At 63.9% G+C, this 23686-nt stretch carries 26 protein-coding genes and 1 pseudogene; 15 read left to right on the forward strand and 12 right to left on the reverse strand.

The genetic code is table 11. The features are described 5' to 3' along the window. Positions 1-12 precede the first annotated feature (12 nt). From EG19_RS05990 to EG19_RS14430, 3 genes and pseudogenes are all read left to right on the forward strand, one after another. The gene (locus tag EG19_RS05990) at positions 13-1212 is read left to right on the forward strand and encodes an extracellular solute-binding protein (protein WP_038048607.1); all 1200 of its coding nucleotides are present in this window, start codon (positions 13-15) and stop codon (positions 1210-1212) included. Beyond that, the coding region (locus EG19_RS14075; RefSeq protein ID WP_235208709.1) for a hypothetical protein at positions 1209-2123 on the forward strand (915 nt) is incomplete at its 3' end. The genes EG19_RS05990 and EG19_RS14075, both read left to right, overlap by 4 nt. A gap of 2 nt (positions 2124-2125) precedes the next feature. Further along, positions 2126-2867: pseudogene (locus EG19_RS14430) on the forward strand (HD-GYP domain-containing protein); the annotation flags it as partial. On the opposite strand, the gene EG19_RS06000 reads toward EG19_RS14430, so the two are convergent. Beyond that, positions 2864-4222 carry a phosphomannomutase/phosphoglucomutase gene (locus tag EG19_RS06000; RefSeq protein ID WP_038048609.1) on the reverse strand — a complete coding sequence of 453 codons (1359 nt, stop codon included), beginning with the start codon at positions 4220-4222 and terminating at the stop codon, positions 2864-2866. The pseudogene EG19_RS14430 and the gene EG19_RS06000 sit on opposite strands and share 4 nt — an antisense overlap. 108 nt (positions 4223-4330) lie before the next feature. On the opposite strand from EG19_RS06000, the gene EG19_RS06005 reads away from it, so the two are divergent. Further along, positions 4331-5230: an aminotransferase class IV gene (locus tag EG19_RS06005; protein ID WP_038048611.1), complete on the forward strand. Its 900-nt coding sequence runs from the start codon at positions 4331-4333 to the stop codon at positions 5228-5230. Here the strand turns inward: EG19_RS06005 and EG19_RS06010 are convergent. The 3 genes from EG19_RS06010 to EG19_RS06020 form a co-directional block, all read right to left on the reverse strand. Beyond that, on the reverse strand, positions 5227-5985 hold the full coding sequence (locus tag EG19_RS06010) for an SDR family oxidoreductase (RefSeq protein ID WP_161685437.1): 759 nt from the start codon (positions 5983-5985) through the stop codon (positions 5227-5229). The two genes, EG19_RS06005 and EG19_RS06010, sit on opposite strands and share 4 nt — an antisense overlap. Positions 5986-6060: 75 nt before the next feature. After that, positions 6061-6819: a glycosyltransferase family 2 protein gene (locus EG19_RS06015; RefSeq protein WP_161685439.1), complete on the reverse strand. Its 759-nt coding sequence runs from the start codon at positions 6817-6819 to the stop codon at positions 6061-6063. Between the two features lie 22 nt (positions 6820-6841). After that, a complete protein-coding gene (locus tag EG19_RS06020; protein WP_152543948.1) occupies positions 6842-7987 on the reverse strand; it encodes a THUMP domain-containing class I SAM-dependent RNA methyltransferase in 1146 nt (381 codons plus the stop codon). A gap of 163 nt (positions 7988-8150) precedes the next feature. Between EG19_RS06020 and hemA the strand changes: the two genes are divergently transcribed. From hemA to hemG, 8 genes are read left to right on the forward strand one after another with little or no spacing between them, the layout of a single operon-like run. Then, the gene (gene hemA / locus EG19_RS06025; protein WP_038048614.1) at positions 8151-9407 is read left to right on the forward strand and encodes a glutamyl-tRNA reductase; all 1257 of its coding nucleotides are present in this window, start codon (positions 8151-8153) and stop codon (positions 9405-9407) included. Continuing rightward, entirely contained in the window at positions 9400-10317 is a 918-nt protein-coding gene (gene hemC, locus EG19_RS06030) for a hydroxymethylbilane synthase (RefSeq protein ID WP_038048615.1), read from the forward strand. Before hemA ends, hemC begins: the two co-directional genes overlap by 8 nt. Then, positions 10314-11036, forward strand: coding sequence for a uroporphyrinogen-III synthase (locus EG19_RS12560; protein ID WP_053334979.1), 723 nt, complete (start codon positions 10314-10316; stop codon positions 11034-11036). Before hemC ends, EG19_RS12560 begins: the two co-directional genes overlap by 4 nt. Next, entirely contained in the window at positions 11021-12007 is a 987-nt protein-coding gene (hemB, locus tag EG19_RS06040; protein ID WP_038048616.1) for a porphobilinogen synthase, read from the forward strand. Before EG19_RS12560 ends, hemB begins: the two co-directional genes overlap by 16 nt. Before the next feature lie 8 nt (positions 12008-12015). Next, on the forward strand, positions 12016-13302 hold the full coding sequence (gene hemL, locus EG19_RS06045; RefSeq protein ID WP_038048617.1) for a glutamate-1-semialdehyde 2,1-aminomutase: 1287 nt from the start codon (positions 12016-12018) through the stop codon (positions 13300-13302). After that, positions 13299-14312: a uroporphyrinogen decarboxylase gene (gene hemE / locus EG19_RS06050; protein WP_161685442.1), complete on the forward strand. Its 1014-nt coding sequence runs from the start codon at positions 13299-13301 to the stop codon at positions 14310-14312. Before hemL ends, hemE begins: the two co-directional genes overlap by 4 nt. Continuing rightward, on the forward strand, positions 14309-15742 hold the full coding sequence (hemN, locus tag EG19_RS06055; RefSeq protein ID WP_053334980.1) for an oxygen-independent coproporphyrinogen III oxidase: 1434 nt from the start codon (positions 14309-14311) through the stop codon (positions 15740-15742). The genes hemE and hemN overlap by 4 nt, the downstream gene beginning before the upstream one ends. After that, the gene (gene hemG / locus EG19_RS06060; protein WP_038048620.1) at positions 15739-17112 is read left to right on the forward strand and encodes a protoporphyrinogen oxidase; all 1374 of its coding nucleotides are present in this window, start codon (positions 15739-15741) and stop codon (positions 17110-17112) included. The genes hemN and hemG overlap by 4 nt, the downstream gene beginning before the upstream one ends. Here the strand turns inward: hemG and EG19_RS06065 are convergent. Genes EG19_RS06065 through EG19_RS06090 form a run of 7 tightly spaced genes read right to left on the reverse strand, consistent with a single transcriptional unit; the run spans position 17104 to position 21758 of the window. Next, on the reverse strand, positions 17104-17595 hold the full coding sequence (locus EG19_RS06065) for a Fur family transcriptional regulator (RefSeq protein ID WP_053334981.1): 492 nt from the start codon (positions 17593-17595) through the stop codon (positions 17104-17106). The two genes, hemG and EG19_RS06065, sit on opposite strands and share 9 nt — an antisense overlap. Positions 17596-17653: 58 nt before the next feature. Then, a complete protein-coding gene (locus EG19_RS06070) occupies positions 17654-18304 on the reverse strand; it encodes a YkgJ family cysteine cluster protein (protein WP_053334982.1) in 651 nt (216 codons plus the stop codon). Beyond that, a complete protein-coding gene (locus tag EG19_RS06075) occupies positions 18276-19613 on the reverse strand; it encodes a replication-associated recombination protein A (protein WP_038048622.1) in 1338 nt (445 codons plus the stop codon). The genes EG19_RS06070 and EG19_RS06075 overlap by 29 nt, the downstream gene beginning before the upstream one ends. Next, positions 19606-20166, reverse strand: coding sequence for a class II aldolase/adducin family protein (locus EG19_RS06080; RefSeq protein WP_038048624.1), 561 nt, complete (start codon positions 20164-20166; stop codon positions 19606-19608). Before EG19_RS06080 ends, EG19_RS06075 begins: the two co-directional genes overlap by 8 nt. Beyond that, positions 20163-20357: a hypothetical protein gene (locus EG19_RS13655; protein WP_161685445.1), complete on the reverse strand. Its 195-nt coding sequence runs from the start codon at positions 20355-20357 to the stop codon at positions 20163-20165. The genes EG19_RS06080 and EG19_RS13655 overlap by 4 nt, the downstream gene beginning before the upstream one ends. Before the next feature lie 23 nt (positions 20358-20380). After that, positions 20381-21001, reverse strand: a complete 621-nt coding sequence (locus EG19_RS12565; RefSeq protein ID WP_081799974.1) for a tetratricopeptide repeat protein — start codon at positions 20999-21001, stop codon at positions 20381-20383. Between the two features lie 31 nt (positions 21002-21032). After that, positions 21033-21758: a hypothetical protein gene (locus tag EG19_RS06090; protein WP_038048626.1), complete on the reverse strand. Its 726-nt coding sequence runs from the start codon at positions 21756-21758 to the stop codon at positions 21033-21035. Between the two features lie 63 nt (positions 21759-21821). Here EG19_RS06090 and EG19_RS06095 point away from each other — a divergent pair, with 63 nt between their 5' ends. The 3 genes from EG19_RS06095 to EG19_RS06105 are packed head-to-tail and all read left to right on the forward strand — an operon-like array spanning position 21822 to position 23380. Then, complete coding sequence (locus tag EG19_RS06095) at positions 21822-22235, forward strand: acyl-CoA thioesterase (RefSeq protein ID WP_053334984.1); 414 nt, start codon at positions 21822-21824, stop codon at positions 22233-22235. 24 nt (positions 22236-22259) lie between these two features. Beyond that, on the forward strand, positions 22260-22766 hold the full coding sequence (locus EG19_RS06100) for an NfeD family protein (RefSeq protein WP_038048630.1): 507 nt from the start codon (positions 22260-22262) through the stop codon (positions 22764-22766). Further along, complete coding sequence (locus tag EG19_RS06105; protein ID WP_038048631.1) at positions 22763-23380, forward strand: Maf family protein; 618 nt, start codon at positions 22763-22765, stop codon at positions 23378-23380. Before EG19_RS06100 ends, EG19_RS06105 begins: the two co-directional genes overlap by 4 nt. Here EG19_RS06105 and EG19_RS06110 read toward each other — a convergent pair. Then, complete coding sequence (locus EG19_RS06110) at positions 23334-23654, reverse strand: hypothetical protein (RefSeq protein ID WP_038048632.1); 321 nt, start codon at positions 23652-23654, stop codon at positions 23334-23336. The two genes, EG19_RS06105 and EG19_RS06110, sit on opposite strands and share 47 nt — an antisense overlap. Positions 23655-23686 lie beyond the last annotated feature (32 nt).

Consider the following 23686-nt stretch of genomic DNA (forward strand, 5'->3'; position numbering starts at 1 on the left):
TTGAGGACCGTGATGGGGAGTCCCTGGCGAGCGTGGGGCGAACCTTTCCGCACCCGTTTACAAGGCGGGGTGGCGGTGCTTTTCCTGGCTTCCACGCTGGCGTGCCATACTCCCGAAAGCTCGCCTTCCCTTTCCCTTTTGACCTCCCTCTCCCCTTCCGATGTGGAAGCCCTGCAAAAGGAGCTGCACTCTTTGACCGGACCCTCGGGAACGGCGCGCGTGAAGGTCCGTTCCGTTCCCCCAAGGGTGTTCGAGGAAGCGGTGGAGGTCTTCACCCCTCATACCGAGGGCGGGGGTTGGGACCTGGCGGTGGTTCCCACCACGTGGCTGGCAAGGCTTGAAAAAAGGCAAGCCATCCTGGAGGTCCCGGTTCACCAGGTGCAGAAGCTCTCGCAAGCGGTGAGCCCTTTGGCGCTGTTAGCGGCCAGCGCGCAGGGCAAAACCCTTGGGTACCCGCTTTCCGTGGATGTACCTGCCCTTTTTGTGAACCCCCGGTTTTTTCCCCAGGTGCCCACCTCCCTGATGGCCTTGGTTGCGAGCCCTTTGCCCCCGGGTGTCCTTCCGCTAGGCCTCGACCTGCGCAGCCCAAGCCAGGTTTTTCCGCTGTTGAGCAGCGGCAACGGCACGCCCACAAACCCCGATGTGACTGCGGCCATCCAAGCGCTCAAGGGGCTCATGGCGAACATGGGTTCGGCCGCACCGCTAAGCCTTCACCTGTGGACGGTGCCTTTTGCGGAAAGCGCTCAAGCCCAGCTTTTTGTAGAGGGAAAACTGGCGGCTTTCGTAGGGGGACCGCGGGCCGCGGCCCTCATGGAAAAGGTCAAAGCGCCCTACCTGGTGGTCCCCATTCCCCCTCTGTGCGAGGGGTGTCAGGCGCCCAAGCCCTGGGCGCAGGTGACCGCGGTGGTGGTGAACAGCCTCTGCCCCTTTCCGGATTTGGCGCAAAAGCTCGCCCTGGAGCTCACCTTACCCGATCGCAACGTAAGGCTTAATGCGGCCATGAACACCCTGCCAGTGGTGGGACGGGGTGAGGAAAGCAAAATCCTGGCGCAAAGCCCGTCGCTTTTCGGTTTTCAAAGGGCCCTGGATACGGCCACAGTGGTCACTTTGGATGAAGCCAGCCCAGCCTGGCAACAGTGGGAGCTGGCCCTGGGACACCTCACCGAAGAACAAACCAAAGTCCAAACCGCTAAAGCAGGGGTTACGCCATGAGGCGTTTGGGCTCTTCGTTGCTCCACCAACTCACGTTTTCCCACGCGCTGGTAGCGTTGGTGCTCTCTCTGAGCTTGGGAACCATCCTGGTAGCGGTGGTTTGGGCCAGGGCCCGCACCACCGAGCAGCGGCTTTTGGACAGCGCCGCAGCCTTGGCGTCCGAGCAGGTCATGGCCGAGCTTCGGCGACTGGAGGACGCCCGCAACGATCTGGCTCGAGCTCTCGCGCAAAGGCGTATCACCGGAAGCATCGAAGATCGGCTGTGGCTGCACCAAGCTTTAAGTTATGCCGACGTGGACCGCATCGAGGTTTTCGCGGAGTTGGCGCCGGTGGCCGAAGCGTACGCCCTCCTGCCCGGCGGAAGCCCCAGCTTGCGGACGCAGTGGCTGCCGGGTCACCCGCAGGTGGCGGCGTTGCTGCAGGACGGCAAGCCCGTAAGCTGGGTGCAATGGCCGGAGGGGGGAGAACCCAGCGTGAAAACCGCGCGCCGGGTGGTTACTGGTGGAGGAGCAGCGACATACGTGGTGGTGACGCTGGCTTTGCGCCCCTCGTGGTTGGCTGCGGCGTTGCCTCCAGGGGTTACCGGCACGCTCCTGGTGAGAGGACAGCGGGCCCTTACCTGGCCTCCCACCGAAGATGATCAAAGCCGCAACGGCTTTTTGCGTCCCCTCCGGATGCAACAAAGCATTTTGCGACTGGACGACGACACCACCTTGGGCGTGGAGCTCACGGCCCCCAGCGTTTTCCTGGAACAAGCCCTGGGTCCCAGCCTGCGCGGGGGCGCCTTGGTGACCTTGGTCTCCCTGACCTTGGCGTTGCTTTTGGGTCACTCCTTTGCGCGCCGCCTCCTTGCCCCCTTAGGGGACCTGTTGGAGGGCACGGCCGCCATGGCTCGCGGACACCTTACGGTGNNGCACCTGGTCGTTCACCGCCACGACGAGCTGGGGGCGCTCACCCGGGAGTTCAACCGAATGGCCGACGAAATCCGCACCACCTACCTTGGCGTGATTTCCACGCTGGCCGAGGTGGTGGAAGCCAAATCCCACTACACCCGCGAGCACATTGAAAGGGTGGAGCGCCTGGCCATGGCCACCGCTCAGGTCCTGGAAGAACGGGGGTGGGCCCGCTGGTCTTCGCATCAGAAGTTCATCCTTTCGGTGGCTGCCATCCTCCACGATGTGGGGAAGATTGCCATTGGCAACGACATCCTGAACAAGCCGGGTCCGCTGTCGGGAAGCGAGCGCCAGGAGATCCTCTCCCATCCCGAGGTGGGGGGCAACATCGTGGAGCGCATGGGCAAGCTGGAGCGCGCGGCGGAGATCATCCGCGCCTGCCATGAGCACTTCGATGGCAGCGGCTATCCCCGCGGTTTGAAAGGGGATCAAATCCCGTTGGAGGCCCGCATCATCCTCGCGGTGGACGCCTTTGACGCCATGACCCAGGTGCGCCCCTACTCCCAGGCGCGGGCTCTGGAGGATGCCATTGCCGAGCTGCGGGCGGAAGCCGGAAAGCAGTTCGACCCGGTGGTGGTGGAAGCACTCATTGAGGTGGTGCAACGAGAGGCCCGCGGGCAGCCGCTTTACAGCAAGGACTCTTCCGGTTTTTACCGCTCGTTGACCGAAGACTCAGGCGAAACGCCGGTGGCTGCTGGCTAGTTTTCCCGGCCCACCTGGCGGATCACCGCCTCCACGTCCTTCCGCCGCTCCGAAAGAAGCCCCGGATCTCTCGCTTCCATCACCAGCCGCAGCAGGGGCTCGGTGTTGGAAGGCCTCACGTTGAACCACCAGTCGGCGAACTCCACGGTAATCCCGTCCAAAAAGTCCACCTGGCCGTGCCCGAACTTTTCGGCAAGAGCAGTAATGACCTCCTCCTTGTTGGCCACGTGGAAGTTCACCTCACCGGTGCGGGCATAGCGGTCCAGGGGTTTCACCAGCTCCGAAAGGGGCTTTCCCTCCTGCCGGAGCAAGTTCAAAACCTCAATCATGGTGATGATGGCCGAGTCGGCGTAAAAGTTTTCGCGGTAGTAAAAGTGCCCCGCCAGCTCGCCACCGAAGGGGCTTTGCAGTTTGCGCATGGTGGCCTTCATGAAGGAGTGCCCAACCCTCTCCCGCACCGGGACTCCCCCGGCCGCTTCAATGGCCTCGCGGGTAGCCCAGGATGACCGCACGTCGTACACGATGCTGGCGCCCGGAAAGCGCGCAAGGATGGCTTTTGCTAAAAGCGCTGTTAAAAGATCAGCGCCCACCACCTTTCCCTTCTCGTCCACCATCATGGCCCGGTCGGCATCGCCGTCAAAGGCCACACCCAAGTCGCACCCCTGGGCCACCACCGCTTCCTGGAGGAAGCGGAGGTTCTCCTCCTTCAAGGGGTTGGCCTCGTGGTTTGGGAAGGTGCCGTCCAGGCCAAAAAACAGCGGCACCAGCTCAATGTTGAGCTGGGAAAACAGGGGTTCGTAAAGCGTGGCCATGCCGTTGGCCACGTCCACGGCCACCTTGAGGCGGGGCTCGCGAACCCGCAAAAACCGCAACACATGGGCTTCATAGGCCTGCCAGATCTCGCGGATTTGGTACGGCCCCTGGGGGTTTGGTTCCGGGGGTTTTTGCGTGCGAACCAGCTCCTCCAGCTTGCCAATGCCGGTTTCCGAGCTGACGGGAATAGCCTCCCGCCGGGAAAACTTAAACCCGTTGTAGCGGGCAGGGTTGTGGGAGGCGGTTACTTGAATGCCGCCGCTGGCCCCTAAAAAGCCCACGGCAAAGTAGTTCATGGGGGTGGTGGCGAGGCCGATGTCCCAAACGGCAAAACCGGCGGTACGCAAGCCCTTTTCGCAAGCGGACGCTAAGCCCGGTGAGGTTTGCCGCATATCCCGGCTCAACACCACGGCCTTCACCTTGGCCGTATCTTCGGCTTCGAGAATCTGCGGGAAAAAATAACCAATGGCGTAAGCGTGTTCTTCGTTCAGCTCCTCGGGAACCACGCCGCGCACGTCGTAAGCCTTGAAGATCCCTGCCATGCTGAGCACCTCCGCGCGGCAGTTTATCCGCCCGGAGCTGGCCCGCCAAGGGGTCGTTGCTCCTAGCGGTCGGCAAGCCTTTTTTTGCAGCAAACGTATAATGCGTTTGTGACTGGAAGCACGGAGAACCCGCGCTGGGCCTACGTGGACGGCGTTTTCGTGCCGTTCGCCAGTGCTGCGGTGCCTTTAGAGGACCGCGGTTTGGAGTTTTCCGAGTCGCTTTACGAGGTGGTGGCGGTGATTAACGGCAAGCCCTTTCGCCTTGCCGACCACGTGGAGCGAATGCTGCAGGGGGCGCGGGAGCTGGGGCTTCAGGAAGGTGTGCCGCCGCTGGCCCGGTGGCAGCACGTGGTGGCCGACCTTTGGGCACGGGAGCGTTTTGACAGCGCCATCCTTTACGCCCAGCTCACCGGCGGCACCGCCGCCCGGGAGCACCTGCCCGGCCAACGCAAAAAACCGCTTTTTTTCGCGTACTTGCGGCCTTTTACATTTCCCGCCCCTAGCCTCATCGCCCAGGGCATTGCCGCTGTAACCGTCCCGGAGATGCGCTGGCAGCGGCGGGACATCAAAACCACTATGCTGCTCCCCGCTGTACTGGCCAAGCAGCAGGCGCGGCAAAAAGGCGCCCAGGAGGCGATCTTCGTCGGCCAGGACGGCTACGTCAACGAGGGTGCCTCCAGCAACGTGTGCGTGGTGCGCAGCGGTGTGGTGGCCAGCCCACCCCCTGGGGAGCGGCTTTTGGAAGGGGTAACGCTTAAGGCGGTAAGCGAGCTTTGCGCGGAACTTGGCCTTCCCTTCCACCGCCGCTGGGTTTCCCTTTCCGACCTGAAAGGTGCCGACGAGGTTTTCATTGCCTCCACGACCACCCTTATCATGCCGGTGGTGCGTTTAGATGGACAACTAGTGGGTGGTGGAAAACCCGGGCCCATCACGTTGCGCCTGGCTTACCACTTTCAAAAGCTCTTTACCGGAGAGCAAACCGCCGCTACGGACTCAAGACCGTTTTAAGCTCCCACGCCCCCGTCCACGCGGATCACCGCGCCGGTGATGTAGCCGGCTTGGGGGGAAAGCAAAAAGCGCACCACCGAGGCCACCTCCTCCGGCTTTCCAAAGCGTCCCATGGGCACCGACTCCCGGGCCCGCTTTTTTCGGCTTTCGGGCAAGCCTGCCGTAAGGTCGGTTTCAATCCAGCCCGGAACCACGCAGTTGGCGGTAATGCCGTACCGCCCCACCTCCCGGGCCAGGGCCTTGGTAAAGGCCACCAACCCTCCCTTGGCGGCGGAGTAGTTGGTTTGACCGTGTTGCCCCAAAAGCCCGGAAAGCGAGCCGATGTTCACCACCCTCCCCCGCCCGGAGTGAAGCATGGAGCGCAAGCACCCACGGGTGAGCCGGTAGGCTCCGGTGAGCGCGGTGTCCACCACCCGCCGCCAGCGCTCTTCATCCATGAGCAGCAAGGTGCCGTCGGCAATGATGGCGGCGTTGTTGACCACCGCGTAAACCGGCTCGGCCAGCTGCGCTAGGAAGCTTTCCACATCCTCCCGGACCGAAACGTCGCAGCGGAAGCCCCGGGCGCTTCCACCCAGCTCCCGCGCTTGGATTTCCACCTCCTGGGCGGCGTTTTGGTTTTGCCGGTATAGAAAGTCAACCTCGTAGCCTGCCTGGACCAGGGCCAAAACGATGGCCCGGCCGATGCCCCGGGACCCACCCGAGACCACCACCCTGAGACCATGCCCTTCCTCTGCCGCCCAGGACCCATCACCCACGGGAGGCCATGCTAGCCGTTCTTCGAGCATGGCTCAAGTTGCGCCCGTGAAGGCACCGGAATCGAGATGCCGCTTTTAGCCAGTTGACCCGCCGCTCACCGGCGGCAAGACCGGCAGCGCTTGCGCCAGAGGCCGAAAGAACTCAGGCCCCGGATCCCAGCGGCGAACCCGCTCATCCACCTTGAAGGGGACCGCGGAAAAAACGATGTGTACGGTATCGGCCAGCGGACGGAAGTGGGAAACCTGGCCGTTGTAGATGACCCGCACCGGGACATGGGCAAAGGGCACCCGCATGCGTCCCGCCCGCACCAGGATCTCGGTATCCACCGAGTAGCGCCGGCCGATGAGCTCCATGCGCCGCAAAACCGCAGCGCGAACCAAGCGAAAACCGCACTGGGAATCCTCCAGGGGAAAGCCGGTCATCAAGCTCAGGGCCCGGGTGCCAATGTAGTTGGTCCAGAAGCGCTTGCCGGGAATGGCCTGGGGGGTATGGAGGCGATTGCCCACAATGAGGTCGTACTCGTGAGCTAAAGCCAGAAAGCCGGGAATATCGTTGGGGTCGTGTTGCCCATCGGCATCCAGCATGAGGATGTGCGTCCAGGGGCCAGCCAAAAGCCAGGGCAAGCCGGTGCGCACCGCTTCCCCTTTGCCGCGGTTTTCCTCCAGCCGCAAAACGTGGGCGCCGGCCTGCCGCGCCTGCCATGCGGTGTCGTCGGAAGAGCCGTCGTCCACTACCAGCACCAGGGGAACATGCTGCAAAACACCAGCCACCACGGCTCCTACGGTGGCGCTGCAGTTGAACGCCGGGATGAGGGCTGCGATCTCCGACACCATGGCCATAGATTAGCAGCCGGGCTTAAGCCCCGCCCTTTTTGAACTCGCCTTCCACCACCGGATAGGCGCAAAACTGACATTTCAGCGGGCCGTTAAAAAGCTGGATTTTCTTGCACGCTTTAAGCCCCACCTGGCGAGCGAGACGTGGGTTGCCCAACAAAAGCCAGAGCGTAGAACCCGCCGCTTGCCTTTTCACCGCATCCCCCAGCTGGCGGTACAGGGCCACCAGCTCCGCTTCCTCCCCCAAACGCACCCCGTAAGGGGGGTTGGTGATGATTAACGTCCCGGCTGGCACCCTGGGAAGCTCCCGCACATCTCCCCTTTCCCAGCGCACCAGAGCGTCCACCCCGGCGGCTTTAGCGGCCTTGCGGGCCAGGTTCAGGGCTTGCTGCGCCAAATCCCGGCCAACAATGGGAGCCGCAGGCTTTCGCCGTCCCGCCAAGGCCTCAGCTCTTGCTTCTTTCAGGTGATGGGTGCTGGCAAAGGGCCAGCGCTCGAAGGCAAAGGAGCGCTTCCATCCTGGAGGGGTGCGGGACGCTAAAAGCGCTGCTTCCACGACGATGGTCCCCGAGCCACACATGGGGTCTAAAACTGGCTGTCGGCCATCGTAGCCGGCCAACAGCAAAAGCCCAGCGGCCAGGCACTCAGAAAGCGGGGCTTGGGCTTGCCTTGGCCGGTACCCGCGGTGGCTTAAAGGTTCCCCGGAGGTGTCCAGGTAGAGCGCGCAAGCTCCCCGCTCCAGGTGCAATACCACCCGGAGGTCCGGGTTTTTTACGTCCACCGAAGGGCGAAAGCCTCGGTGCTCTCGCATGCGATCCACCAGCGCATCCTTCACAACCATAGCGGCAAAGTGGGTGTTGGCAAACGCTGCATGCCGCCCCGCCACCTGCACCGCCACCGTGGCTTCTCTCCACAGAAGCTCCTCCCAGCGAACGGAAAAAGCGAGCTGGTAAAGCTCTTCCCTCCCCGAGCAGGGGCCGGAGGCGAGAAAAACCAGCACGCGAATGGCGGTTCGCAGCCACAAATTGGCCCGCGCCACCTGTTCCCAGGTGGCTGCAAACTCCACCGCTCCCGGTCGTGCTTGCCCGCGCACACCAAGGAGCTGGAGTTCCTGCAGCAAAACTTCTTCCAGCCCCCGGGAGCAGGTGGCCACACAGGTCAGTTCCACGGGCAAGATTGTGGCACGGCCGGACTTTTCGAGATAGCGCGCAAAGCAATTTGCGATTCGGTTTTGAGATTGCAAAATTGTGGCACTTTGTACACGTTACTTTTACCACAAGCCCTTTACAGGTGACGGTGCGGAGCCGATGATACTTGCCGGAGGAGGACCTATGAATACCCTCTTCGCCCTGGGCACCAACCACCGCCTGGCCACGCCGGAAGAGGTCGCTCAGGCCAGAATCCCCGAACACCTGCTGCCAGACGCCCTTCACACCATAGCCCAAAGGCTCAACGCCAGCGAGCTGGTGTACCTGGCCACCTGCCATCGCACCGAGTTTTACGTGGTTCACGAGGGCGATCTCTGCCCCGGCCGCCTCACCCAAGCGCTGCGGCAAGCATTAGCGGAGCTCACCGGCGGTGTAGCTTCGCTTCCCGAATCGTCCCGCTGCCTCTTGCTACAAGGAGCCTCGGTGGCCCAACATCTCTTTCGGGTCAGCGCGGCTTTGGACTCGCTGATGCTGGGGGAAAGCCAAATCCTCGGTCAGGTGAAGGAAGCGTTCCGGCAATCGGCGCAAGCGGGCCTCGCCAAGGCTAAGCTGCACACGCTCTTCGGCCAGGCTTTTCGGGCGGCCAAGAGGGTGCGCACGGAAACCAGGCTTTCCCAGGGCGCCACCTCTCTGGTTTCCCTGGCGCGAAACATCATCCGGGAACGCCTGAGTCAGGACAGCCGCCCGGTGGCCATCGTGGGGGCCGGCGAAATGGCCGCTGCCGCTGGAAGCTTGGTGAGGAAGCTCGATGGCACCCGCGACATTGTGATTTTCAACCGCTCCCAGGAGCGGGGCCAAGCACTGGCGCAACAGCTCGGCGCCAGCTTTCAGCTGTTGTCCAACCTGTTTGAAGCCAGCAATGGCTTTTCCGTGGTGGTGCTGGCGGTGGCCAGCGAAGAGCCGGTTTTGAGCCCGGCGGTGGCGGCGCGGCTGGCCCCGGCGCTCATCGTGGACCTGGGCCTGCCCGCCAACGCCGCTCCCGAATGCGCCGCGGTCCCAGGGATCACGCTGGTCAACCAAACCACCCTCCACGCCGAGTCGGAAGCCAACCGCCAGGCGCGGGCGGCCGAAGTGGCCAAGGCCGAGGCCATCATCCGCGAGCAGCTTGAAGAACTCGGGCAAGAGCTTTTGGAGCACAACCTGGCGCCGGTGGCCAAGGCGTTGCGGCAGGTTTTCTACCAGTCCGCCCGCTGGGAGCTGCAGCAGGCCTTTTCCAACGGCCACGGCACGCTCCCCCAGGAGTTTTTGGACGAGCTGGCGGAGCGTTTGGCCCAAAGGCTGGTGCGCACCCCCATGAAGGGCTTACGCGAGGTGGCCTTCACCCACTCCCTGCAAGCGCTGGACACCTTCCTCTCCGCGGTGAGCGGCGAGCATGCCTAAGCCGTTGCGCATTGGCACCCGAGGTTCCGACCTCGCCCTCTGGCAGGCCCGGAAGGTGGCCGAGCTCCTCTCTCAAAGGGCCGGGGCGGACTGCCAGCTGGTCATCATCCACACCTCCGGGGATCGCGACCGCAGCCGGGCCCTGCACGAGGTGGGCGGCAGCGGGTTTTTTACCAAGGAGCTGCAGCAAGCCCTGCTCCAGCGGGAAGTGGACCTGGTGGTGCACTCCCTCAAAGACCTGCCTACCCAGGAGCCGGAAGGCTTAACGTTGGGTGCGGTGTGTGTGCGGGAAGATCCCGCTGAGCTTTTGCTGGCGCGGCCGGCTGCCCTCGGTGACGGGCCTTTGGGACTCAAACCCAACGCCGTGGTGGGGACCTCGTCGCTGCGGCGTACCGCGCAGCTTTTAGCCTTGCAGGCGGACCTGCAGGTCAAGGCGCTGCGCGGCAACGTGCCAACCCGGGTTCGTAAGCTCCGCGAAGGGGAGTACGACGCCATCGTGCTGGCCTACGCCGGGGTCCACCGCTTGGGGCTGGACCTCTCTGACCTTGTCGCCCGCAAGCTGCCGCTGGAGGTCCTGCTCCCCGCCCCGGCCCAGGGGGCCCTGGGGGTGGAGGTGCGCGCCGACGACACCGCGACCCGCAATTTGGTCGCCTGTCTTCACGAACCGCTCCTGGCGCAAGAGGTGGAGGCTGAACGTCAGGTGCTGGTGGGCTTGGGAGGGGGCTGCCACATCCCCTTAGGGGCTTACTGCCAGGCGCAAAACGGCTCGTTTTTCCTGCGCGCTGCCCTGGGCACCCTGCGCCCGGACCTGTCGCTGGTTTCGTTAGTTCGCAGTGAAGCACGTGCGGCGACCCCGCAGGAGGCAGCGGCCCAGGTGTTGCAGGTTTTACTGGGGAAGGCGTTGTCGTGAAGGGTTGGGTTCTCATTACCCGGGAAGCCCAGGAGCTGCCGGAGCTTCAACCTTGGGTTCCGGAGGAGCTGGAGCTGGTGGCTTTTCCGGTGTTGCGGCAGGTACCCTGGGAGGAGCCGGCGGCCTGGGAGCGCCTGGCACGGCACCTGGCAGAGCTTGCCGTGATTGCCTGTACCAGCCGTCACGCCCCCCGTCCCTTCCTGGCCCAAGCCCAACGTCGGGGGCTGGACGCAGCTTTGACGCAGCTGCCGGTGGCTGCTGTGGGAGAGGCCACCGCAGCGGCGTGCCGGGAGGTGGGGCTTTCTGTGGCGTTGGTGGGCAGCCAAGGGGGCGCAGCGCTGGCCGAAACCATAAGCCAGCGGTTTACCGTTCCTTCCGCTGTGGTTTTCCCCTGTGGCCGGGAGCACCGGGAGGAGCTGGTGAGCCGCCTGCATGCGGCGGGTTTTGAGGTGTTTCCCCTGCCGGTTTATGCCATGGAACCTGCGAACCCCTCGCAGCTTCCACCCCTGCCCCCGGGTTCCCCCCGGGCGGTGGTGCTCACCTCACCCCGGGCCGCGAGCCACTACTGGCAGCTTACCCAGGGGCAGTTTTCCGCGGTGCCCCATTTGGCGTGGGGAGCGACCACCGCCCAAGAGCTGCAAAAGCTGGGGCTTGCCTTTGAGGTCTTGCCCCAGCCAAACCCCAAAGGCTTGAAGGAGGCGTTATGTCGGATCTTGTAAACCGTCCCCGTCGTTTGCGTTTTAACCCGGTGCTGCGGGATTTGGTGGCGGAAGCCCGCTTGGATCCCAGGCTGTTCGTGATGCCGCACTTCGTCTTGCGGGATCCCCAACGGGTGGAGGACATTGCCGCTATGCCCGGGATCCAGCGCCAGGGCATCGAGCCTCTGCTCAAAACCGTGGAAAGCGACTTAAAGCTCGGTATTCGCTCGGTGCTGCTGTTCGGTGTGCCGGGCGACGACGAGCCCAAACACCCCGACGGACGCGGTGCTTACGACGAAAACGCCTTGATCCCCCAGGCCGTGGCTGCCCTCAAAAAGCGCTTTGGCTCCGACCTTCTGGTCATCACCGACGTTTGCCTTTGCGCCTACACCGATCACGGCCACTGCGGGGTGATCAAAAACGGCAAGGTGGCCAACGACCCCACCCTGGAGCACCTGGCCCGCATGGCCCTGGCCCACGCCCGGGCGGGCGCCGACGTGGTGGCCCCTTCGGACATGATGGACGGGCGGGTGGCCGCCATCCGCGAGCTTTTGGACGAAGAGGGCTTTGTGGACACCCCCATCATGAGCTACTCGGTGAAGTACGCCTCCGGCTACTACGGACCCTTCCGGGAGGCCGCTCATTCCGCACCGCAGTTCGGGGACCGCAAGTCCTACCAGATGGACGCCCGCAACCGCCGGGAAGCGCTGCTGGAAGCCGAGCTGGACGTGGCGGAAGGGGCCGACATCCTCATGGTGAAGCCGGGGCTTGCCTATTTGGACGTGCTGCGCGATTTGAAGGAGAACTTCGTGCAGCCGGTGGCGGTGTACAACGTTTCCGGCGAGTACTCCATGGTGAAAGCGGCAGCCCAAAGGGGCTGGATTGACGAGCGGGCGGTGATCATGGAAAACCTGCACGCCTTCCGGCGCGCTGGCGCCGACATCATCATCACCTACCACGCCCGCGAGGTTTTGGCCAACGGTTGGTTGTGAGGGACACCATGCGGATTGCCACATCCGAAGCACTTTACCGGCGAGCCTGCCAGCTCATGCCGGCAGGCGTGAACTCCCCGGTGCGGGCCTTTCGGGCGGTGGGCGGTACCCCCATCTTTTACCGGCAAGGCCAGGGCAGCCGCTTTACCGACGTGGACGGCAACACCTTCGTGGACTACGTGATGTCCTGGGGACCGCTGATTTTGGGTCACGCCCACCCGGAGGTGGTGGAAGCCGTGAAAAAAGCAGCCGAACGGGGGCTTTCCTTTGGTGCCCCCTGCGAGGCGGAGGTGGCGCTGGCCGAAAAGGTGGTTGCCTCCTACCCAGGGTGCGAGCTGGTGCGCTTCGTGTCCTCCGGCACCGAAGCGGTCATGGCGGCCATTCGCGTGGCCCGGGGTTTTACCGGCCGCCCGCGGATTTTGAAGTTCGAAGGTTGCTACCACGGCCACTCCGATTCGCTTTTGGTCAAAGCCGGCTCCGGGCTGGCCACCTTTGGGACTCCCTCCTCCGGCGGCGTCCCGGCGGCCCTGGCCGAGCTCACCGTAGTGGTGCCTCTGGACGATGAGCAGGCACTGGAGGAAGCCTTTGCCCGCTACGGGTCCGAGCTGGCCTGCGCCATCATTGAGCCAATCCCCGCCAATGCCGGTTTGCTTTTGCAGCGGCGGGAGTTTCTCGCCAGGCTTGCGGATCTCTGCCGCGCGTCCGGGGCGCTTTTGATCTTTGACGAGGTCATTTCCGGCTTCCGGGTCGCCCGGGGTGGCGCCGCGCAGGTTTTCGGCATTACCCCGGACCTGGCCACCTTTGGCAAGGTCATCGGCGGTGGCATGCCGGTGGGGGCCTTTGGCGGACGGCGGGACATCATGGAGCAGGTAGCCCCCCTGGGCTCCGTTTACCAGGCGGGGACGCTTTCGGGAAACCCGGTGGCCATGGCGGCGGGCCTCGCCACCCTGCAGGTCCTGGAGCGGGAGGCCGGGTGGGAAAAGCTCGAAAGGCTGGGCCAGGAGCTCGAACTAGCGTTGCTTCCCATCCTTTCCGGGCGTGGCCAGCTGGTGCGGTTGGGTTCCATTTTTTGGCTTTACCTGGATACTGCCTCGCCGGCGCCCCGGCGCTTTGACGCCATTGCCCCCCACGCCGCCGAGCGTTACAGGGCGCTGCACCGGGCCCTTCTGGAGCGGGGCGTGTACCTGGCACCTTCGGCTTACGAAGTGGGGTTCCTGTCGCTGGCCCACACCAGCGATGACCTGGCCTTCACCGCCCAAGCCCTGCAGCAGGCCCTGGCGGAGGTTTACTGGTGAACCGCTTCCTGGCTGCCTGCCGAAAGCAGAGGGTGGACCGCCCGCCGGTTTGGATCATGCGGCAGGCCGGCCGCTACCTCCCCGAGTACCGCGAGCTGCGGGAAAAGGCCGGGTCTTTCCTGGCTTTATGCACTACCCCGGAATTAGCCGCGGAAGCTACCCTTCAGCCCTTGCGGCGTTTCCCCCTGGATGCCGCCATTATCTTCTCCGACATCCTCTTGCCGCTGCAGGCCCTGGGGGTGAGCTTTTCCTTTTCCGAAAACGGCGGCCCGCGGCTTACAAAAGCTTGGGACAACCCGCAAGCGTGGGCCCAGCTCCAGCTGCCGGCAAGCTGGGAAAGCATGGCGCCGGTGGCCGAGGCCATTGGGCTGGTGCGGCAAGCCCTCACCCCCGAGGTGGCGCTTTTGGGTTTTTGCGGTGCCCCTTGGACACTCGCCTGTTACCTGATCGAAGGCCAGGGGAGCAGCGATTGGACCAACGTAAGAAAGGCCATCTATCGCTTTCCTTCGGAGCTGAAGGCGCTGCTCTTGAGCCTTGGCCAAGCCATGGGGAGCTACCTGGCCTTCCAGGTTCGGGCGGGGGCGCAAGCGGTGCAGGTTTTTGATTCCTGGGCCGGGGTCCTGCCGCTGGAGCGCTACCAGGCGTTCGTCGTCCCGGCTCTGGAAGCGCTTTTCCACACCCTTGACGGCCTGGATGTCCCCCGCATCCTTTACCTGGGCCACGGTTCCCATTTGTTGCCGGCGGTGGCCTCCCTGCCGGTGGAGGTGGTGAGCGTGGATTGGCGCACCGATTTGCAAATAGCGGCAGAGCGCACCGGCAAGGCCGTGCAGGGCAACCTGGACCCGGCGGTGCTGTTTGCCGAAACAAGCGAGGTCAGGCGCCAAACCCAGGCCATGCTCCAGCGTGCCCCGGAAGTGGGCTACATCGCCAACCTCGGCCACGGCATTTGGCCGGACACCCCCATGGCCGGCGTGGAGGCTTTTCTCGCCGCCATCCAGGAGAAGCCATGACAGCGAAGTCTTTCGCGGCTACCGTGCCCTCTCACCTGCAAAACGAGGTGGACTTTTCGGCCATCACTCCCGAGCTCATCGCCAAGTACGACCGCCCTGGCCCCCGCTACACCTCCTACCCCACCGCCCCGCAGTTTTCCACCAGCTTCACCGCCCAGGACTACCGCAAGGCTTTGAGCCTGGCGGCCCAGCGGGAAAACGAGCCGCTTTCCCTTTACGTGCACGTGCCCTTCTGCGAGGCTCGCTGCACCTACTGCGGCTGCAACATTGTGATTTCGCCCCATCGCGGCCCGGAAGAAGCCTATCTGGACGCAGTTACCGCCGAGCTGGAGCTGTTAGCTCAAGCTTTGGGGAAAAGGCGGGCCCTTTCGCAAATGCACTGGGGCGGTGGCACCCCTACGTACCTCACGCCCTCCCAGTGCGCGCGTCTCTTCGAGGCCGTGGCCCAGCGTTTTACCTTTCTGCCCTCCGCCGAAGTGGCCCTGGAGGTGGACCCCTGCGTCACCACCTTTGAGCACCTGCGGGTGCTGCGCAGCCTGGGCTTTAACCGCATTTCCATGGGGCTGCAGGACACCAACCCCCAGGTACAGCAGGCGGTACGGCGAATTCAGAGCCTGGAGCTCACCAAAGCCATGGTGGACAAAGCCCGGGAGCTGGGCTTTTCCTCCGTGAACATTGACCTCATGTACGGCCTTCCCTACCAGACACCGGAAAGCTTTGCCATCACCGCGCAACAAGTGGTGGAGGAGCTTTCCCCCGACCGGGTGGCCATCTTCTCTTACGCCCACGTGCCCTGGATTAAGCCCCACCAGAAGGCTCTGGAGGCCATGCCCTTGCCGCGGGGCTTCGCCAAGTTTGCCATTTTTGCTGCTGCCGCCCAGGTTTTCCTCCAGGCCGGCTACCGCTTCATCGGCATGGACCACTTTGCCAAGCCCAACGACGAGCTTTCCCGGGCTTTAGATTCCGGCACGCTCCACCGCAACTTCATGGGCTACACCGTGCTCCCCGCTTCCGACCTTATCGGCGTTGGGCTGACCTCCATTGGCGATGTGGCCGGTGCGTACGTGCAAAACGAAAAGATCCTCGCCCGCTACCAGCGCACCGTGAAGGGTGGCGAGTTTGCGGTGGAGCGGGGCATTTGGCGAAGCGCCGAGGATGAGCTGCGCGGGGCGGTCATCCGCAAGCTCATCTGCACCTTCTCTTTACCTTTTTCCTGGGTGCGGGAGCGCTTTTCCGTGGACCCCGAGGTGACCTTTGCCCGGGAGCTTTCCGAGCTTTCCCCCTTCGTGGAGGACGGCCTGTTGCAAATCTCGAGCTGGGGCATCACCGTGCTCCCCCAGGGCCGGGTCTTCATCCGCAACATCTGCATGCCCTTTGACACCTACCTGCGCCGGGAAACCGGCAAGCCCATTTACTCGCGAACCGTATGAGCACCAACGCGGCATCGCTGGATGTCATCGTCATTGGGGGCGGCATTTCCGGACTGGCGGTGGGTTTTTTTGCCCGCCAAAACGGAACATCCGTGCTGGTCCTCGAGGAAAGCACCCAGGCCGGAGGCAAAATCCGCACCGATTGGCAGGATGGGTTTTGCTGCGAATGGGGGCCCCAGGGGTTTCTGGACAACGTGCCCGAAACCCTGGAGCTGGTGCGCCTTTTGGGCCTGGAAAACCGCCTGGTGAAGGCAGGTCAGGCCGCCGCTGATCGCTTTATCCTCCGCAACGGCAAGCTGCGCAAGGTGCCCCTGTCGCCACCGGCGTTTCTGGTTTCGGATGTGGTTTCCCTCCCGGGAAAGCTGCGGGTATTGGCAGAGCCGTTCATGCCCCGGGGGCGCGCCGAGGACGAGTCAGTGCTGGACTTTGCCCGGCGGCGCATTGGCCGGGAAGCGGCGGAGGTGTTGGTGGACGCCATGGTCACCGGCGTGTTTGCCGGTCGAGCGGCGGAGCTTTCGCTGCCCGCCACCTTCCCCAAGATGGCGATGATGGAACGCACCTACGGTTCGCTCACCCGGGCTATGCTGGCCTTGCGGAAAAAAGGCGGTGGCGGACCTGCAGGTCCAGGAGGCACGCTCACCACCTTTGTTTCTGGAATGCAGGAGCTCACCGACCGCCTGGTGGCGGCCTTGGGACCTGACCTCCGTTTGCAAAGCCCGGTCGCGGCGGTGCAGTACCGGGAAAGCACCGCCAGCCCCTGGGTGGTTAAGCTCGCCAATGGAGAAGAGCTTTCCGCCCGCAACGTGGTGGTCACCGTGCCACCCCCAAAGGTTTCGGCGCTCTTTTCCCACCTCTTCCCGCCGAAAGCCCTGGAGGCCCTTGGGGAAATCCCCATGCCGCCGGTGGTGGTGGTGATGACCGCGTATAAATCGCCACAGCCTTTTGCCCATCCCCTTTCGGGCTTTGGCTTTTTGGTGCCTTCCCGGGAGCCGCGGCAGATCCTGGGCACGCTGTTTTGCCACTCCATCTTTCCCAACCAGGCTCCGGCGGGAACCGTGCTTCTGCGCACGATCCTGGGGGGTGCGCGGCAGCCGGAAGTCATTGCCTTTAGTGACGAGGAGCTGCTGCGGCTGGTGCGCCGGGAGCTCCACGCCATCCTGGGAGGCGATTCGGATCCCGATCTGGTCCGGGTTTTCCGCCACCCCGAGGGCATCCCCCAGTACACCCTGGGCCACCCCAAGCGCCTTGCGGTGCTGGACGAGACCGCCTCTCGCTTTCGTGGGCTTTACCTCACCGGTAACGCTTACCGTGGCGTAGCGGTCAACGCCTGTATTGCCGAAGCCAAGAAGGTGGCGGCTAGCTTACGCTGAGCCTTTGGCAGCGCGGGAAGTTTGCCGCCAGAGACGGGGCTTGTTCTGCTTCCCTTGACAGGTTGGGCACACCCCCTGCAGCACCAGCTCCAGCCCGGTCACCCGGAAGCCGGTTTCTTCCTCCAGGTGCGGCCCAATTTCCACATGCACGCCGTCCTCGATGTCCACCATGGCCCCGCAGCGGGTGCAGAAGAGGTGGTGGTGGGGCGCCAGCGGCACGTCAAAACGGGCCCGGCCATCAGGGCTTGCCACCGCCCGCGCCAGGCCGATTTCCTCGAACACGTGCAGGTTTTTGTAAACGGTGGCCAGCGACAGGTCCGGGGCATGCTCCCGCTGCAGCTCTTCGTAGAGCGCTTCAGCGGTGGGATGGTCGCGGTGGCGGGCCAGCGCCCGGAAGATCATCACCCGCTGCGACGTGATGGAATGGCCGTGGGCCTTGAGAGCCTGTATCAGCCTTTCCAAGAGCATTTCCTCGTTGATCACTCCCCCTCACCCTCCGAAACTGCAAGTCTGTACTCAAAAACCCAAAAAGGCAAATCTCCTATTCCCGCTCCCCGGGAGCCCTGGAACCCACGGCTAAGGCTGCTGCCACCACGGTATCGGGCGGGTTTCCCAAGGCCTGCAATATGTCGCCTTCAAGATCCTGCGGATCGCACTCGATGGTGGCCGCCGCAACGATGGTTGGATCCGCTCCCTGGAAGTTTAAGCGACAAGGGGGTAAGACCTCCGCACCCCAGCGGCAGGGCAAGCCAAAGCTACGGCAGGAAAGCGGCCGGGCCTCGTAAAGCAAGCAGCGGCCGGAGGAAAGGTCCAAAGCCGGACAAGGTAAGTCCGCAAACTTCTGAAAGAAAGCCTCCCGTGCTTGCTCATCGGCAGCCAACGCGCCGGTGGTCCTGTCCCCGGGGAAATCCGCCTGCAACAGGCGCCACTGCTCGTAAGCCCGCTTTTTTACCTGAGCCGCCAGCTGCGGTTCCCGCAAGGCCAGCGCGGACAAACCCTGGCGCAAGCGCCAGGCATCCAGGCCGGAAATCTCAAAGACCCCGATGCAGCACTCGGTGCAGCCTATGCGGCAAGCCAGGTAAGGGCCGGCGGCAGCGGCACCGCTTTCCCAGGCCCGGCGGTAGCTTTCCAGCAGCTGCCGATCCAGGGCCGCAAAACGCGCGCTAGGAGCCGCTGTTTTTCGTTCCGCCATGCTTGGCCTTTCGTCGGGCAATGTCCGCAAGCCTTTCCCGGATCCGCTGCTCAAAGCCCTCCCCGCTGGGCTGGTAGAACCTTTCCCCCGCCAGTTCTTCCGGCAGGCACTCCATGGCTGCCACCTTTTCCTCGGTGTCGTGGGCGTACACGTAGCCCTGACCGTAGCCCAGGCGAGCCATGAGTGGTGTGACCGGGTTTCGCAAATGCAGGGGAACCGGGTACGGCTCTTTTTGCTGCACCACCTCCCGCGCCTTGCCATAGCCCGCATAGAGCGCGTTGGACTTGGGAGCCAACGCCAGGTACACCGCCGCTTGCGCCAAGGCCAAATCGCACTCCGGCAAACCCACGTGCTCCACCGCCAGAGCCGCTGCCGCCGCTTGCTCCAAAGCCCGGGGATCGGCCAGGCCCACATCCTCGCTGGCCACCCGCAGCAAGCGGCGGGCAATGAAGCGGGGATCGGCACCCCCTTCCAGCATTCTGGCCAGCCAGTAAAGGGCGGCGTCGGGGTCGGAGTTGCGGATGGACTTGTGCAGAGCCGAAATGAGGTTGTAGTGCTCCTCCCCTTCTTTGTCGTAAAGGGCCAAGCGCCGCTGCGCCACGCGCTCCACCAGCTCCGGGTTCACCACCCCCTTGGGCCCGGCAAGCTCCGCGGCCAGCTCCAAAAGCGTGTAGGCCACCCGGGCATCGCCGGCCGCCAGGGAAACGATGCGGGCCAGCGCCCGCGCGTCCACCGAAAGCTCCATAGACCCCAGGCCCCGCTGGCGGTCGGTGAGCGCTTTGCGCAGCAGACCCTCCATGACCTCGGGCGAAAGGGGCTTCAGCACGTACACCTTCACCCGGGAGAGCAGCGCGCGGTTCAGCTCAAAGGAGGGGTTTTCGGTGGTGGCCCCCACCAGCACGATGTCGCCGGTTTCCAAGAACGGCAGGAAAGCGTCCTGCTGGGCCTTGTTAAAGCGGTGCACCTCGTCCACGAACAGCACGGTCTTGCGGCCGGTGGCCTGGCGCAAGCGCTTGGCCTCATCCATGACGGTTTTGGCTTCCTTCACCCCGGACAAAACCGCGGAAAAGCTCACAAACTGGGCGTTGAGGTGGGCGGACAGCAACCGCGCAATGGTGGTCTTGCCGCAGCCGGGAGGCCCCCAAAGCACCAGCGAAGGAAGCTCACCTCGGGCCAGAAAGCCCTTCAAAACCGCCACCACCTCATCCTGCCCCACCACCTCGTCCAGGCTTTTGGGCCGCATCCTCTCGGCCAACGGGGTGCCGGGAGCAAAGCTGGGCTCTTCCGGAAACAGCGTGCCCTCAGGCATGGGGCCAAGCTCCCCGGCAAACGGCCGCTAAAAGCTCGGTGGTTTCCAGACGCCACAGGGCCTCGGTTACCGACGAGCCCACCGCCACCACCCCATGCCCGGGCAGCAGCAAAACGTTGCCACGTGCCACCGCAGCGGCAGCGGCCTGGGCCAGGGCCTGGGAGCCCGGAGGCAAATCCGGGAGCACCTCTAACCGCAAGGTTTCCGCTTCCTTAAGCACCGAGGGCTGCAGGGTCTGGCCCGCAAAAAGCGCCCGCAAGACCAAAGGCGGATGGGCGTGCAGAACCGCGGCCACCGTGGGATGAGCCCGCAGGATGGCTTGGTGCAAAAGCCCCTCGGAGGAAGCTTGCTCCGGTAACTCGCCCACCAGCGGTGCCCGTACCAGCTGCCAGGCGTGCAGAAAGCCTTTGGTACAGCCCCGGGGGGTAAGCAAAAAGCTGGCCTCGTCCAGGCGAGCCGAAAAGTTCCCCTCCCCCGCCCGCACCAACCCCGCGCGGTAAAGCCGCTCGCCCACGGCCACCAGCTCAGCCCGCAGCCTGGTTTCCCGGTTCACTTCCCCTCTCCCTCGCAGCCGTCCCGGCACACGATCTTCACCCAGGGCCCAAAGCCCTTGACGGCTAGCTCCTCCGCAGGCCGTTGTTTCCCGCAGCGCTGGCACACGCCCACAGCACCGGAAAGACGGTGAAGCAGCCGATCGTGCTCCCTCTGGTGGCGACGGCCAAGGGCGTTGGCGACCCGCCACACCAGGTACAAAAGCAGGAGAAGCCCTAGTTGGACTTTGAGCCCAGACGTCGTGCGATCTCCCCTTCCAAGCCTGAAAGGTCGGGCACCTGCGGGTTGTTCAAGGCCTTGAGCTTCTCCAGCTCCACCTTGGCCCCGGCCGCATCGTTGAGGTCAAAAAGCCGCACCACCACCGCGTTGTAGCGGGATTGCCAGTGCCCGGGTTTGAGGTCTGCGGCCTTATCGAAGAGCTCCAAAGCCTTCTGGTAGTTCCCGGTTTCCCGGTAACAGACCCCCAGATCGGTGAGCACGTCCGGAGAATCGTCGCGGATGGCCCGGGCCTTTTCGTAGTAATCAATGGCCCGCAGGAAGTTGTTGAGGTCGTAAAGAATATTACCAGCTTGCACCAGGTGCTCGTAGTTGTTGGGATCCTTTTCCAGGAGCTTTTCCACCGCCCGCAGCTGCTCCATCAGTTGCGGATTACCGGTACCCGTGGTACGGCCCCCTTCCGGCGGTTGCTGGGGCTGTCCGGAAAGCGGCGGGGCCCCCGGTACCCCGGCGTGGGGATCGGAAAGCGCCGGCCTTGCCTGCCGCTCCCCAACCATGTAGCCCGCAAAAAAGCCCACCAGCAACCCCGCCAAGGCTCCCTTAATCAGTTGCATGTCCATGCCTTCCCCCAGGTCCTCTTACGTTGAACCGCTACTTTTTAGCTTCCCGCTGGGCCAGCCAGGTGCCCGCGCTGGGCAAACCGGCCGCCAGGTTTGTGGCCTGCCACGTCCCTTCGATCCGGCGCTCGCCGCCCCGGACCTCCAGGCGGCCAGTATAAACCGCCACAAACCCCAGCTGCGAGTCAATGCGCTCCAGCCGCACGGTGTTGCCCACTAGCGTACCGCGCAACGAGCCCTTCCATCCGCCGGCCAACTCGTACACCCCGGAAACCAACGTCCCAAAAAGCCGCAAATCAAAGGTTCCTTTGAGGCCACCGGGTTCGATGGCCACCTGCCACCTTCCGGAAAGGTCGTCGCCGGTGGTTTGCAGGGTTTCCTCCAGGCGCTTCACCTCGGCGGTGAGCTGCTCGATGACCGCCCGCCTGGCCACAATCGTTGCCCGCAGCTGCTGGGAGCCGGCAATGAGCGCCGCCACCTCCGCCTCCGCCCGGCGCAGGTCGCCGGATCGGGAGGTGAGGGTCGCCGAGTCCTCGCCGTCCCGCTGGGTCCGCAGCAGGTCGTCGGCCAAACGGAGCATGCGATCGCAGGCCAGACGCAGATCCTCCTGGCCTTTCTCCAACTGCGAAAGCTCCGCGGAAATCAAGCGCTTTTCCAGCTCCAGCTGGGTGCGAAACACATCCAAAAGCACCGTATCCCCCGACTGCGCCCACAGCGGGGTGGCAAGCCAAACGCAAAGAAGCGATGCCAGGCGTTTCATAGCACCCCCTAGTTTTCCCCCATCAACGCTACCACAGGCCCGAATGCTGCTAAAGTCTCGGGCATGGGTGAGCGAGAACCTGCCATTCGCGTGACGTTGCTTCCCCGGGACACCAACCCCCACGGCACGATCTTTGGCGGGGTCATCCTCGCGTACATTGACCAGGCTGGCGCGGTGGTGGCCCATCAACACGGGGCAGCACGGGTGGTGACCGTGGCCATGGATAAGGTGGTGTTCCACGCTCCAGTATACGTAGGCGACCTGGTTTCCTTCTATGGCGAGCTGGTCCGCATCGGCAGGACGTCCATTACGGTGAAGGTGACGGTGGAAGCCGCGCCGCTCGGCGCTCCTGGCGAAGGCAGACGGGTCACCGAGGCGGTCATTACCTACGTGAACGTGGACCGTTATGGCGTCCCCACGCCCATCCCCAGAGTGACCGGCGACAGCCCCCCTCCGGAGACCCGAGAGACCTCTTGACCGGACCTTTGCTACACTGGCCTTGTGACCTGGGGCTTCTTCTTCCTCGCCTTTTTCCTGGTGGGTCTGGTCCTGGCGGCAATCTTTGGAATTCTGGAAAGCCTCCCTAAAAGCCATGTGGCGCTGCCCCGCGCTGAGCTCGTCCGCCACCGGAGACAGGTTCACATTGCCCGCTTGGGTGTGGCGTTAGCTGGCTTTGGCGGTGCCGGTTTGATCTTGGTATCCTGGGGTCGGTACTCGTGGAAGGGCGTTATGGTTTCAGCCCTGGCGGTGGCCCTTTTCTGCTGGGTCGTTTGCCGCTGGCTTTTGCGGCTCCCCTGCGCCCCTTCCATCCTCCAGCAGAAGGCCACTGTGGTTCGGGAGATCCCTCCGGGAGGCTACGGCCAGGTGCGCGTGGAAGCCGGGGGCTCGTCTATGGTTTTGGCGGCGCAAAGCGAAGCCGAAGAAACCATACCGGCGGGCAGCGAGGTGGAAGTGGTGGACTGCCAGAGGTCCGTGGTTGTGGTGAGGAAAGTAAGCCCGCTGCAGTGAGCAACGGTCTTCCCCTGGTTCTGGCTTCGGCTTCCCCCCGGCGACGGGAGCTTTTGGGTCGTTTGGGATTGGAGGTAGTTCCCGCCCCGGTGGATGTAGACGAATCGCCCCTGCCGGGGGAACCGCCGCTCACCGTGCCCCTGCGCCTGGCGCAACTGAAGGCTGCGGCCGCGCAAGAGCGATTTCCCAGCTTCCCGGTTTTGGCCGGAGACACGGTGGTGGTCTGCGACGGCCGCATTCTGGGAAAACCCAGGGACGCCGGGGATGCCAGGGAGATGCTTTTGACGTTGCGCGGCCGTTCGCATCTGGTGGCCACCGCCTCGGCGATTTCCTATGCTGGCAAAAGCGCAAGCGCCCTCGATGTGGTCAGGGTAACCTTTAACGCTTTTCCTCTCGTGCTTCTGGATTGGTACCTGGCCGGCAGCGAATGGCAGGACAAAGCCGGTGCTTACGCGCTGCAGGGTCAAGCGGCGGTTTTTGTGGAACGGGTGGAGGGGAACGTGCAGGCGGTGGTGGGCCTGCCGTTGGCCCGCCTCCCGCAGCTCTTTTCCCAGGTTGGGCTCGAGGTTAGCTTTTCCGGCTCACGCTTGCTTCTTCTTCCTCGTAGTGAATAGCCTCACCCAGCTCCTTCAAGCTGAAGTTGGCAAAAATATGGTGGCCGTTGAAATCCAGCACCCGCACATCCTCTCTTCCCACCAAATCGGCTGCCACCACCTCAAAGGGGGCGCCGTAAAGCTGTTTGGTCCGCTCCAGCGGCACTTCGTACGCCAGAAACTTCTTAATGCCTTTGGCTTTGAGCTTTTCCACAAAGCGGGGGTCGGTTACCGAGGGGAAGGTGGTCAGCACGAGGATTGGCCCGGAACCGGTAAAGATGAGATATGCCCGCATAGGCGCCTCCTCACTCCGAGTTCTCACCAGTA

The organism is Thermoanaerobaculum aquaticum (genome assembly GCF_000687145.1).
Taxonomy (GTDB): domain Bacteria; phylum Acidobacteriota; class Thermoanaerobaculia; order Thermoanaerobaculales; family Thermoanaerobaculaceae; genus Thermoanaerobaculum; species Thermoanaerobaculum aquaticum.